9 protein-coding genes and 2 pseudogenes are annotated in these 11,945 nt (G+C 63.8%); 4 read left to right on the forward strand and 7 right to left on the reverse strand.

All coding sequences use genetic code 11. The features are described from left to right. The first annotated feature begins 65 nt into the window (after window positions 1–65). Window positions 66–1,379 (forward strand): MFS transporter, encoded by a 1,314-nt coding sequence (locus ACZ9BX_RS02050; RefSeq protein WP_476215397.1) that lies wholly within the window; start codon window positions 66–68, stop codon window positions 1,377–1,379. Here the strand turns inward: ACZ9BX_RS02050 and ACZ9BX_RS02055 are convergent. The 5 genes from ACZ9BX_RS02055 to ACZ9BX_RS02075 are packed head-to-tail and all read right to left on the reverse strand — an operon-like array spanning window position 1,376 to window position 8,625. Continuing rightward, window positions 1,376–1,795 carry an N-acetyltransferase family protein gene (locus ACZ9BX_RS02055; protein ID WP_476215399.1) on the reverse strand — a complete coding sequence of 140 codons (420 nt, stop codon included), beginning with the start codon at window positions 1,793–1,795 and terminating at the stop codon, window positions 1,376–1,378. The two genes, ACZ9BX_RS02050 and ACZ9BX_RS02055, sit on opposite strands and share 4 nt — an antisense overlap. 4 nt (window positions 1,796–1,799) lie before the next feature. Beyond that, window positions 1,800–3,869, reverse strand: coding sequence for a hypothetical protein (locus tag ACZ9BX_RS02060; protein WP_476215401.1), 2,070 nt, complete (start codon window positions 3,867–3,869; stop codon window positions 1,800–1,802). A gap of 1 nt (window position 3,870) precedes the next feature. Further along, window positions 3,871–6,684, reverse strand: a complete 2,814-nt coding sequence (locus ACZ9BX_RS02065) for a DUF4159 domain-containing protein (protein WP_476215403.1) — start codon at window positions 6,682–6,684, stop codon at window positions 3,871–3,873. Then, complete coding sequence (locus ACZ9BX_RS02070; protein WP_476215405.1) at window positions 6,681–7,601, reverse strand: DUF58 domain-containing protein; 921 nt, start codon at window positions 7,599–7,601, stop codon at window positions 6,681–6,683. Before ACZ9BX_RS02070 ends, ACZ9BX_RS02065 begins: the two co-directional genes overlap by 4 nt. Before the next feature lie 13 nt (window positions 7,602–7,614). Continuing rightward, window positions 7,615–8,625 carry an AAA family ATPase gene (locus tag ACZ9BX_RS02075; protein ID WP_476215407.1) on the reverse strand — a complete coding sequence of 337 codons (1,011 nt, stop codon included), beginning with the start codon at window positions 8,623–8,625 and terminating at the stop codon, window positions 7,615–7,617. A 158-nt stretch (window positions 8,626–8,783) separates the two neighbouring features. On the opposite strand from ACZ9BX_RS02075, the gene ACZ9BX_RS02080 reads away from it, so the two are divergent. The 3 genes and pseudogenes from ACZ9BX_RS02080 (at window position 8,784) to ACZ9BX_RS02090 (ending at window position 11,305) form a co-directional block, all read left to right on the forward strand. Further along, complete coding sequence (locus tag ACZ9BX_RS02080) at window positions 8,784–9,407, forward strand: DUF1285 domain-containing protein (protein WP_476215409.1); 624 nt, start codon at window positions 8,784–8,786, stop codon at window positions 9,405–9,407. Continuing rightward, window positions 9,404–10,054, forward strand: a complete 651-nt coding sequence (locus ACZ9BX_RS02085; RefSeq protein ID WP_476215411.1) for a CoA pyrophosphatase — start codon at window positions 9,404–9,406, stop codon at window positions 10,052–10,054. Before ACZ9BX_RS02080 ends, ACZ9BX_RS02085 begins: the two co-directional genes overlap by 4 nt. After that, window positions 10,051–11,305: pseudogene (locus tag ACZ9BX_RS02090) on the forward strand (CCA tRNA nucleotidyltransferase). The gene ACZ9BX_RS02085 and the pseudogene ACZ9BX_RS02090 overlap by 4 nt, the downstream one beginning before the upstream one ends. On the opposite strand, the pseudogene ACZ9BX_RS02095 reads toward ACZ9BX_RS02090, so the two are convergent. Both ACZ9BX_RS02095 and ACZ9BX_RS02100 read right to left on the reverse strand, forming a co-directional pair. After that, window positions 11,306–11,492: pseudogene (locus tag ACZ9BX_RS02095) on the reverse strand (DUF1059 domain-containing protein). Window positions 11,493–11,604: 112 nt separating this feature from the next. Next, window positions 11,605–11,886 carry a hypothetical protein gene (locus ACZ9BX_RS02100; protein WP_476215413.1) on the reverse strand — a complete coding sequence of 94 codons (282 nt, stop codon included), beginning with the start codon at window positions 11,884–11,886 and terminating at the stop codon, window positions 11,605–11,607. Between the last annotated feature and the right edge of the window lie 59 nt (window positions 11,887–11,945).

Genomic DNA, 11,945 nt, shown 5'->3' on the forward strand with positions numbered 1-11,945 from the left:
TTCTATCGCTGATTACCCCGGAACCTCACTTGGCGCGAGATTTCGGCAGCTTGGTGGAGGGCGATATGAGTGGAATTTCGATGGACGAGGCGCTGGATCGCGCCGGGACGGGCGCCTTTCAGCGGGGGCTGATGGCGATTTTTGGGCTTGTATGGGCGGCCGACGCCATGCAGGTGCTCGCCGTCGGCTTTACGGCCGCTTCGATCGCCGCCACGTTCCAGCTGACAGTCCCGCAGGCGCTGCAGACCGGAACGCTTTTCTTCCTCGGCATGCTGATCGGCGCCGTCGTTTTCGGTCGGCTTGCCGACAAGGTGGGCCGACGCTCCGTGCTGATCCTGACGGTCGGCTGCGATGCCTTGTTCGGCACGCTTTCGATCTTTGCGCCGGATTTCACCAGCCTGCTCGTTTTGCGTTTCCTGACGGGGATGGCGGTTGGCGGCACGTTGCCGGTCGATTATGCGATGATGGCGGAGTTCCTGCCGGCAAAGATCCGCGGCCGCTGGCTCGTCGTGCTCGAAGGCTTCTGGGCGGTCGGCACGCTGATCGTCGCGCTTGCCGCATGGGCCGCGAGCGTCGCCGGCGTTGCCGATGCGTGGCGCTACATCTTCGCCGTGACGGCGTTGCCTGCCATCCTTGGCATCGGGCTCCGTTTCTTCGTACCGGAATCGCCGCTCTATCTGTTGCGGACCGGCCATGTGGAAGAAGCCAAGGCGATCGTCAACCGCATGCTGAAGCGCAACGGCAGGCCGCAGCTTGCCGCCGCCGAGCAGATTGTGCCGGTTACGCATGCGGCTTCGGAAGGCATCTTCTCCGCCTCGCTTCGCCGCCGTAGCCTGATGATCCTGGCGATATGGTTCCTCGTTTCGGTATCCTATTACGGCGTGTTCACCTGGATGCCCGCCAGGCTTGCCGGCGAGGGCTTCGGTTTCGTGCGCGGCTACGGCTTTCTCGTCTTCGTGGCGCTCGCCCAAATACCGGGCTATGCGCTTGCTGCCTATGGCGTCGAAAAGTGGGGACGGCGGCCGACGCTGATCGGCTTCTGCCTGCTTTCGGCGGCGGGATGCCTGCTCTTCGTGCTTTCGCCGGACGATACGTTGATCGGTGCATCGCTGCTGATCATGAGTTTCGCGTTGCTCGGTACCTGGGGCGCTCTCTACGCCTATACGCCGGAGCTTTACCCGACGGGATCGCGCGCCACCGGGATGGGAGCCGCAGGCGCAATGGCCCGGCTCGGCGGGCTTGCCGCACCGTCGCTGATGGCATTCGTCGTATCGCTGGGGCTCGGCGTCGCCATCGGACTGTTTGCAGCGCTGCTGGTCATCGCCGCCATCGCAGCGCTGGTGATCGATGCGGAAACACGGCGAGTCTCGCTCGCCTAACCAAGGCTCTTGCGCAGGAAGCTCCGTGTCCGGCCTTTCGGAAACTGCGGCAGTTCGCCGAAGATTTCATAGCCCGCCTGCTGGTAGGTGTGCAGCGCCTGCGGATTGAACGTATCGATCCATGCGCCGTGGCAGCCGCGGGCGCTTGCCTCTTCCTCTGCCGCAGCGAGGATCTTTCCGGCCATGCCTTTGCCGCGCTGGGTCTCCGGAATGTAGAGGTTCTGCGTAAAGAGCCAGCCCCATGCGGTGTAGCCCGAAAGTCCACCTGTCACCTTGCCGTCGGTATCGCGGATGAGGACGGCGAGCGGCTTGCGTTCCGAAGCGCCGACGTCCTCCGTGTTGAAGGCGCTGAGCGCATCCTGGATGATGGCAAGGTCTTCTGGGGAGGGCGATGCTGTCAGCTCGAATTCCGGCATGGCGTCATCGTCCTTCGCGCCACCACATGGCGCCAAAGGCGAGCAGCAGCACGCCGACGCCGGCAAAACCGGCAAAGAGCGGCAAGGTGTTGATGCCCTTAAGAACTGTCTCGTTAGTCAGCTTGATCTGCATGCGATCGTTGTCGACCACGCGGATCTGACCGCGAACCGGCAGGATCGGCGGCACCTCGACAGCGCCATTAGTATCTGAAACGCGGGTGACAAGGCCGCGTGTCTTGTCGGAAATCGGCTTCAGCACGTCCGTCGTCGAGATCATCGCCTTGAATTCGGGCGCATCGACGGCACCGACATGGACGAGCGTCGTCAGGTCGCCGTTGCGGATTTCGAAGAGGCCGATCTCATCCATCTTCTTCTCGGCCTTGAAGAGACCGGGCTCGGATTGCGCCAGCGGCAGGTTTTCCATCTTGCCCGACGGATATCGGACCGTAGCCTCGCCCGGATTGTCGCCGATCGTCTGGCGGGTAACCTCCAGCGTGCGGCCTGAGGCGCGCGCCGTCAGCGCTTCCTCCTCCAGCGCCGGTTCCTTCATCAGCCAATGCGCGATGCGGCGGTAGAGCGAGACATGCGGGCCGCCGCCCTCGAAGCCGCGGGCCCAGAGCCAGCCCTGGTCGGAGAGCAGCATGGCGACGCGCCCCTGGCCGGCGCGGTTCAAAAGCAGCAGCGGATGATTGTCGGCGCCGACCATCACCGTCTGGCCATGCGGTGAGGCGACATCGACGCTGCGGAACCAGCGGCCCCAATGCGGCGGCTCATCAACGGAGCCGTCGAGGCCGCGGGTGACGGGATGCTTGCGGCCCTCCTCGGAAAGGCGGGGATAGAAGGCCTTGTCAATCATCTGGCCGGTCGGCTCGGCGGGAAGAACGGCCGAAAGCGGCGTCAGTGCGATCGAATCCTGGCCGGCATGTTCGGGACCCGCGGCGATCAGCAGCGCGCCGCCGTTTTCGACATATTGGGCGATGTAGTCGTAGTAAAGGATCGGCAGCACGCCGCGGTGCTGGTACCGATCGAAGATGATCAAGTCGAAGTCTTTGATCTTGTCGACGAAAAGCTCGCGCGTCGGGAAGGCGATCAGCGAAAGCTCGTTGATCGGCGTGCCGTCCTGCTTTTCGGGCGGGCGCAGAATGGTGAAATGGACGAGATCGACCGAGGCGTCGGACTTCAGGAGATTGCGCCAGGCGCGCTCGCCGGCATGCGGTTCGCCGGAGACCAGAAGCACGCGCAGGTTCTCACGGATACCATCGATGACATGAACGGCGCGGTTGTTTGCCTCGGTCACTTCGCCGGGGAATCCAGCCACCGAGAATTCCAGCACGTTGCTGCCGCCGCGCGGGACCCTGAAGGAAAACGGCGTATCCTGACCCGGCGTCGCCTGCATCGTGGCGATCACGTCGCCGTTCAGCTTCACGGTGACATCGGCCGTGCTGCCGGGGCTCGGGCCGTCGTCGAAGACGCGCAGGACCAGTTGCTGCTCTTCATTGACGATGCCGAAGCGCGGCGCCTTGATCACCTCGATGCGGCGGTCGAATTCGTTGGCCTTACCGGTAATCAGGCCGTGGACCGGCGCGTCGAAGCCGATCGCCTGAGTGACGCCCGGCGCGTCATGCACTTCGCCGTCCGTCAGCATGATCGCGCCGCCGATGCGGGCAGGAGGCACGTCGGCAACGGCAGCCGAAAGCGCGGTGAAGAGGCGTGTGGACGGCGTATCGGAATCTTCCGGCTCGGTCGCATCGACATAGCGGGGTTCGATGTTCGGGAAGCGCGAGAGGCGATCCTTCAGCTGCGCCAGCGCCTCGTCGGTCATCTTGATGCGTTCCGGCGTCTGCTGGCTCTGGCTGCGGTCGACGATGACGGGAACGACCGTCGAAAGCTGCTCGCGGTCTTCCTGCATGAGCAGCGGATTGGCGAGCGCTGCCAGCAATGCGAAGGCGGCGAGCGTGCGGATCCAGGCGCCGCGGATGCCGCGCCAGATGGCGAAGGCCGCGACAACCGCGACGATGGCCGCGAGCGCCGCAAGAACCGGCCAGGGAATGAAGGGCGAGAAATCAACCGTCATGTCACTGTCCCAGCCGTTCGAGGAGCGCGGGGATGTGGACCTGATCGGTCTTGTAGTTGCCCGTCAGCATATACATCATGATGTTGACGCCGGCGCGATAGGAGTATTCGCGCTGCATCTCATCCGGCGGAACGGTCGGCAGCATTGGTGAGCCGTTCTGATCGACCGCCCAGGCCCCGGCCAAATCGTTGCCGGTGATCAGGATCGGCGAAACGCCGTCGGCCGAGGCGGTGGATTTGGCGTCCGACGCGCGGTCGTCCTGTCGCGATTCGATCCAGAGAGGGCTTCCGGAATAGCGGCCCGGGAAGCTGGAGAGCAGGTAGAAGGACTTCGTCAGCACGTGGTCCGAAGGAACCGGCTCCAGTGGAGGGATGTCGAGATTGGCGAGGATCTGCTGCAGACGCTCGCCATTGGCGCTCGACGCACCGCCATTATTGTCCAGCGAGGCGAACTGGTCTCGCGTATCGAAAAGTACCGTTCCGCCGGCGCGCATATAGGCGTCGATGCGGTTAATCGCAGCCGCAGACGGCATCGGCGCGGAGGCCGAAACCGGCCAATAGATGATCGGATAGAAGGACAGCTCGTCCTTCGTCAGATCAAGGCCGACGGGTGGCGCCGGTTCTAGCGTCGTGCGGAAGGTCAGGAACTCGGTCAGGCCTTCAAGGCCATGCTCGGAAATATTGTCGACCTCCTGCTCGCCGGTGACGACATAGGCGAGGTGAGTATTGTCCAGTCGCTGGAATATCTGGTCGTCGCCGGGCTTGGAATCGTCGGCGCGCAATTGCGACGGCTGCAGGAAGAAGGCCGCACTGACGGCAACTGCGATGATCGCCGCAGGACGCGCGGCCGAACGCAACCGGGAGAAGGCGCCGCCCATGAACATCACGATGAGGCTGTCCGCCAGGAGCAACAGGAAGGCGATGAGGAAGAGAGTGGGCTTGGCGGACCAGGTTTCACCGCCGATCAGGCCTTCGCGCAGGACATTGATGCCAGCCGTGTCGAGCGGCCTCAGCTCGGCGTTATTCGGTAATACGTTCAATGCGGTAAAGCCGTCTTCTGAACCATAGAGTCCTGGCGGATTGTCGAAATTGGAAACGGGCTCGGCCTTTGCGTTCGGGATCAGCGGCCGCGCAGTGCCGGTCTCCGTCGTCAGCACGCCCTTCGCGGTCAGCAGGCGGAAGGGCGGCAGGGCTTCGGCGGTGGTTGCAGCACCGGCTTCGGAGGTTACGCCGCCCGAGCGGGAGAGTTGAACGATGCGGCGCAGCATCTCGACGAAATTGCCGGAGATCGGCAGGTTGGACCAGGTCGCCTCGGCGCTGACATGGAAGAGCACGATACGGCCGGCATTGATCGGCTTGGTCGTTACCAACGGCGTGCCGTCGGCAAGGCTTGCCCAGGTGCGCTCGGCAAGATCGGGCGTCGGCTCGGCCAGAACCTGGCGCTTGACGGTCACGTCTGTCGGTTTGGCCATGCCGGCGAAAGGACCGAAATTCGGGAAATCCGCGAGCGGCTGCGGCTCGGCCCAGGAGAGCGCGCCGCCGAGCGCACGCTCGCCCTGGCGCAACGTCACCGGCACCAGCGGGTCATCCGCCGGCGCGGCGGCAAGGCGCGGACCGGCGAAGCGGATCAGCGTGCCGCCATTGGCGATCCAGCGCTGCATCGGCTCATAGGTCTCCTGCGGCAGCCGACCGATATCGGCCATGATGATGACCGACGGGTTCTGCGACAGCAGGTCGGGAATGGAGGCCGCGAGATCCGGTGTGTTCGGCTGGATCAGATCGGCATAAGGCTGCAATGCGCGCTGAATGTAATAGAGAGGCGAAAGTAGCGGCTGGAATTCATCGCCCGCTTCGCCGGAAAGCAGCACCACGCGGCGGCGCTTGAAGCCATCGTCGAGCAGATGGACCGAGCCTGCCGTCGCATGATTGTCGATGCTGACGCGTGCGAAATCGTTGCGCATCTCGAAGGGGGCGGGAATCGAGCCTGAGGCAACCGACTGTCCGGGCTGGAAATCGACCGTGCCTGCGGCAATCGCGCGGCCCTGGGCATCCTGCGCCGTCAGCGGCAGCGAGGCAGCGCCCGTGCTGTCAACGCGCGTCGCGGTCACGCTCATGGCGTCTGCGGCATTCGTGGCACCGGTGATCGCGACCGTTCGTGTGGCATCGCCTTCGATGAGACGGAGCTCGGCAGGCTGCAGGTCGGCGAGTTGGCGGACGGTGGCATCGTCTTCCTTGGCGGCAGCGCCATCGGAAAGGAAGGCGAGGGTGCCGGGTTTCGTGCCGTTGAGGGCCGCGCGCAATGCCTCGAAGGCGCGTTCGCGATCCGGAACGAGCGGCTGCGGCTCGGCGGCGCGCAGCATATCGCGGGCTGCTGTCGCGGTGCCCGGCACGGCATTGTTGGTCGGATCGGCCGTAAAGGCGACCGCGACGGGCGTGCCCGCGGATTCGGCATCGTCGATCAGCGCTTCGGCGGTCTGCACGCGGCGTTCCCAATCCGGCGACGTCGCCCAGCCGTTGTCGACGAAGAGCACCAGCGGGCCGCCTGCGGCAAGCGAACTGGTACGCGGATTGAAGACCGGGTCGGCAATGGCGAGGATCACGGCAGCGGCCAGCAGCATACGCAGCAGCGTCAGCCACCAAGGGCTTTGGGCAGGTGTTTCCTCACGCTTCAGCACGGCCGCCAGAATCTTCAGCGGCGGGAAGACTTCGGACTTCGGACGCGGCGGCGTGAGCCGCAGAAGCCACCAGATGACCGGCAGGGCGACAAGCGCGCCGAGTATTGCAGGATAGGCGAAAGCAAAGGGAAGGGTGCTCATAACAGCCCTCCATGCGTCGCCTTTGCCGGCATGCCGGAAAGATACATGTGCACGGCGACCAGCGCTTCGGATGCCAGGTGATCGGTGCGATGGGTGACGAACGTCCAGCCGAGGTGGCGAAGCGACTGGCCGAGATCGTCCCGGCGTGCCAGATAAGCGCGGCTATAGGCTTCGCGGATGTTTTCCGCACGGCCGGACACGAGCTTCGAACCGGTTTCCGGATCGGTGAATTCGGTGCGGCCGGTATAAGGAAAAAGCTCTTCGGCGGGATCGGCGATCTCGACCATATGGCCGCGAAGGCCGCGGCGGGCAAGCGGGGTGATGCGGGCCATGATCGCCGGTGCATCGTCTAGGAAGTCGCCGATGAGCACGAGATCGCTCCAGCCGCGGATCATGGCGATTTCCGGTAGTCCGCCGGGCAGCGGCGCATGCATCAGCGCGGTCGCAAGCCGCTCGGCGGCGTTGCGGGCGGCGACCGGTTCCATGACGCCGGGGCAGCCGATGCGTTCCCCGGAGCGCGCCAGGATTTCAGCGAGCGCCAGCATGATGACGAGCGCACGGCCTTCCTTCGAGACGCTGCCGAAGGTCGACTTGTACATCATCGAGGGCGACATGTCGGCCCAGAGCCAGATGGTGTGGGCGGCTTCCCATTCGCGCTCGCGGACATAGGTATGGTCGTCGCGGGCCGAACGGCGCCAGTCGATGCGCGACAGGCTTTCCCCTTCGGTATAGGGGCGGAATTGCCAGAAGTTCTCACCGATGCCGCGCTTGCGGCGGCCGTGCCAGCCGGCAATCACGTTGTTGGCGATGCGCTTGGCTTCGACCAGGCAGTCCGGCACCAGGGAAGCCCGCTGCCTTGCGCGGGCAAGGGCATCGCTGCCAGGGGTCGGATTGACGATCTGTCCGATAGATGCCACGCGTCCGGATTCCTTATCCTTTGGCCTGCTTGACGAGGCCGGCGATGACATCGCGGACCGACATGCCCTCGGCGCGGGCAGCGAAGGTGAGCGCCATGCGGTGTTCGAGAACGGGTTCGGCAAGCGCATGGATATCATCGAGCGACGGCGCGAGCCGGCCTTCGTAGAGGGCACGGGCGCGGGCGCAGAGCATCATGGCTTGGCCGGCGCGCGGGCCGGGCCCCCAGGCGACATTCTTGTCGGTCGCGGCGTTGCCCTGGCCAGGGCGGGCGGAGCGCACGAGATCGAGGATCGCGTCGACCACCTTGTCGCTCACCGGCATCTGGCGGATGAGCCTCTGGATTTCCATCAGCCGCCCGGCATCGAGGACGGCTTGCGGCTTCGTTTCGCTGATACCGGTCGTTTCCAGCAGGATCTGGCGTTCGGCGGCAAGCTCCGGATAGTGCACGTCCACCTGCAGCAGGAAGCGGTCGAGCTGGGCTTCCGGCAACGGGTAGGTGCCTTCCTGCTCCAGCGGGTTCTGCGTCGCGAGAACGTGGAACGGCGTCGGCAGGTCGTAGCGCTGGCCGGCGATGGTGACATGATACTCCTGCATCGACTGCAGCAGCGCCGACTGCGTGCGCGGCGAGGCGCGGTTGATCTCGTCGGCCATCAACAGCTGGGCGAAGACCGGGCCCTTGACGAAGCGGAAGGAGCGGCGGCCGTTCTCGTCCTGGTCCATCACTTCGGAGCCCAAGATGTCCGACGGCATCAGGTCCGGCGTGAACTGGATGCGGTTGGCGCCGAGGCCCAGCACTTCGCCGAGCGTGGTCACCAGCTTGGTCTTTGCAAGGCCGGGAACGCCGACCAGAAGCGCATGGCCACCGGAAAGGACGGCGAGCAGGGTGTTTTCGACGACGCTTTCCTGGCCGAAGATCACCTTCGAGACTTCTTCGCGAACAAGGGCGATATCGGCGAGCGCCTTTTCCGCAGCGGCGATGACTTCCCTTTCATCGAGGCTGTCTTCGGTCTTCATCATACCCATCAGGTATCTCCAACGGCTGAATCATTCGTCGCGAATCGGCGGATTTACGCCTCTGGCTCGTACCCTATAGAGTTATGGAGATGTTGCGGGCTGACAAGTTCGTTCCAAATGACTATCTCGTGACTACCCTTTCGTTAAAAGCAAACCGGGACAGAAGAATGGCAGCGCAAGAGATAAGAGCGAGCGAAGATGCCGCAGGGCTTGCCGCGCTGATTTCGCGTGCTGCGGGCGAAGACGGAGGCAAAAAGCGCGGACTTCCGCCCGTCGAGAAATGGAATCCGCCGTTCTGCGGCGATATCGACATGGAAATCCGCGCCGACGGCACCTGGTTCTACATGGGAACGCCGATCGGCCGCGCGCCCTTGGTTCGCCTGTTTTCGACCGTCCTGCGTAAGGAAGAGGACGGAAAGACCTATCTCGTAACTCCTGTGGAAAAAGTCGGGATCCAGGTCGCCGACGCGCCGTTCGTCGCAGTCGAGATGATCGCTACGAATCGCGGCGGTCAGCAGGTGCTGACATTCCGCACCAATACCGGCGATGTCGTCGAAGCCGGCAAGGAGCATCCGTTGCGTTTCGTGATCCATGGCGCAAACCGCGAACTGAAGCCCTATCTGCATGTGCGCGGGCGTCTCGAGGCCTTAGTATCGCGTGCCGTGATGTACGAGCTGGCGGACCTCGGCGAGATTGCCGACATGGAGGGCAAGGAGATGTTCTGCGTCCGCTCCGGCGGTTCGCTCTTTCCCATCATGCCGGCCGACGAACTGGATGCGCTTTCCCGATGAGCAATGCCCTGAACCAGCGTTACCCACTTTATTCCGCCGCCGAATTCCGCCGCCGGGCGCTCAGTCAGAGCGGCGGGCCGGTCGATCATTCCTGGCGGGATCATGGTGATCACGTCCTCAATCCGGATATCGTCACGATGGTCGAGGGCTTCCGTCTACGCGACGCCGCGGTCCTCGTGCCGGTGGTCGACGACGGCGACGAGGCGCGGGTGATCTTCACCAAGCGCACGACGAACCTGCGCAAGCATTCCGGGCAGATATCCTTTCCGGGCGGGGCGATCGACTCTACGGACATTTCTCCGGAGATGGCAGCTCTACGGGAAACGCACGAGGAGATCGGCATTGCCGGCTCCTTCGTGGAGACGGTCGGCCGCCTGCCGCATTATCTCGCCGCCACCGGCTTTCGCATCACGCCGGTGCTTGGCATCGTTAAGCGGGGTTTCGAGCTGAAGCTCAATCCGCGAGAAGTCGACGATGTCTTCGAGGTGCCGCTGTCGTTCCTGATGAATCCGGACAACCACACCCGCGACAGGCGCGTGGTCGAAGGCATCGACCGGCATTTTTACCGCATGCCCTATGAAAGCTGGATGATCTGGGGCATCACCGCGGGCATTGTTCGCACCCTTTACGAGAGGCTTTATGCATGACCAGCCTTGCTGATGAAGCATGGTTCCAAGATCTCCGCCTTCAGCGCGTCTTCGCGCTCCTGAATGCGGACGGCGGCGAAGGGCGCGTCGTAGGCGGCGCCGTGCGCAACAGCCTGATGGGGATCCCGGTCAGCGATATCGACGTCGCGACGACGCTGACGCCGGACACCGTGACGGAACGGGCGAAAGCCGACGGCATCAAGGCGATCCCGACCGGCGTCGAGCATGGCACGGTGACGCTTGTGATCGAAGGGAAGCCGTTCGAAGTGACGACGCTGCGCACCGACGTCGAAACTGACGGGCGCCGCGCCAAGGTCGCCTTCAGTACTAATTGGCAGGCGGATGCGGAGCGACGCGACTTTACGATCAATGCGCTTTACATGAATTCCAAGGGCGAAGTGGTCGATCTCGTCGGCGGGCTTGCCGATATCGAGAAGCGCAATATCCGTTTCATCGGCGATGCGGCCGCGCGCATCGCCGAAGACTATCTGCGCATCCTGCGGTTCTTCCGCTTTTTTGCTCATTACGGCTCCGGCCGGCCTGACGCGGAAGGACTGCGGTCCTGTTCGGCGGCACGCTCGAAGCTCAGCACCCTTTCATCCGAAAGGGTCTGGTCCGAACTTCGCAAGCTGCTTGCTGCCGAAGACCCGGGCAGGGCGCTGCTCTGGATGCGGCAGGTCGCGGTGCTCACCGAGGTCCTGCCGGAGACCGAGAAATGGGGCATCGACGCCATTCCGGCATTGGTTGCGACAGAAAAGGCGCTCAGCTGGAAGCCCGACCCGCTCCTGCGGCTTGCTTCGATCGTTTCCGCCCGATGCCGAACGGCTGGAGAGGATGGCAGTTCGCCTGAGATTTTCGAATGCCGAAGCGGCCTTTTTCAGGGCCTGGGCGGCGGCCCCCCCGGTCGATGACGAAATGTCTGCCGCCGCCTTCGACCGGCTGCTCTATCGCAACGGAGCGGAAGGCATCGCCACGCGCCTGAAGCTCGCGCTCGCCGTTGCCCGCGGCAAGGCGGAAGGCAATATGGAGGAGATGAGCCGATCGGCCAGGCTCGGCAAGCTGCTGGCCCAGGCACTCGCGTGGAGGAAGCCGAAGTTTCCGATCGGCGGCGGCGATGTCATTTCCACCGGAATCCCGGCAGGTCCACGTGTCGGCGAGACGCTTGCGAAACTCGAGAGCCAATGGGTGGACGAGAATTTTGCCGCCGACCGGGCGGCGCTGCTCGCCCGGCTGAATGAACTTTCGACGTGATCAGGCCGCGGTCGCTTCGTCGCGGATGCGGGCCTTGATGTTGTCGATCATGTTTTTCGCGAATGACCGTTTCACCATGGGCGGACTTCAAGTGCTCGACCACGCGGCGGACGACCTCGGCGTCTTCATCGGCGCGTGTATGCCAGGCGCAGCCCGGTACGAGCGTACCGCATTCGAAAAGTCGCATTGTCTAACTCCTTTGTCCGGAACATGACGGAATAATCGCGCTGACACGCGTTTCTCTTCAATGTGCGAAACGGGGGGAAGGTTCCGGCCGATGATGCACATCGGCCGGCAAGTCACCTGCGATATTCCGGCATCGCCCAAGCACGGAAGCACTCGGACGACTGGTACGGGGCATTCGAATCTGCACTTTCTCGTGCCTGTCCCCGCAGTTCTTCGGGCGATTTTCCGGCAGCGAGCTGCAACTTCACCTGTTCGATGAAGCAGGACAGGGGCAGATCGGAGCCGCTCGTTGCTCGCATTTCTTCGGCGATGCGGTTCAGGAAGTCCGGGGTATCGATTGCACGAGATGCCTCCCGAGCATCCGCAGACGCCGGCGAACCGCTCTGTATCATCATGACAATCCTCCTCCGATTGTTAGGCAACACAAGCTCAGTTTAGCACGTTAGTTTAGCGC

The sequence above is a fragment of the Rhizobium sp. USDA 3886 genome (assembly GCF_056279785.1).

Bases quoted from the DNA above. Each gene is read 5' to 3' on its own strand.
- ACZ9BX_RS02080 (WP_476215409.1), top strand. From the start codon at position 8,784: ATGGCAGCGCAAGAGATAAGAGCGAGCGAAGATGCCGCAGGGCTTGCC.
- ACZ9BX_RS02075 (WP_476215407.1), bottom strand. From the start codon at position 8,625: ATGGGTATGATGAAGACCGAAGACAGCCTCGATGAAAGGGAAGTCATC.
- ACZ9BX_RS02065 (WP_476215403.1), bottom strand. From the start codon at position 6,684: ATGAGCACCCTTCCCTTTGCTTTCGCCTATCCTGCAATACTCGGCGCG.
- ACZ9BX_RS02060 (WP_476215401.1), bottom strand. From the start codon at position 3,869: ATGACGGTTGATTTCTCGCCCTTCATTCCCTGGCCGGTTCTTGCGGCG.
- ACZ9BX_RS02050 (WP_476215397.1), top strand. From the start codon at position 66: ATGAGTGGAATTTCGATGGACGAGGCGCTGGATCGCGCCGGGACGGGC.
- ACZ9BX_RS02085 (WP_476215411.1), top strand. From the start codon at position 9,404: ATGAGCAATGCCCTGAACCAGCGTTACCCACTTTATTCCGCCGCCGAA.
- ACZ9BX_RS02055 (WP_476215399.1), bottom strand. From the start codon at position 1,795: ATGCCGGAATTCGAGCTGACAGCATCGCCCTCCCCAGAAGACCTTGCC.
- ACZ9BX_RS02100 (WP_476215413.1), bottom strand. From the start codon at position 11,886: ATGATGATACAGAGCGGTTCGCCGGCGTCTGCGGATGCTCGGGAGGCA.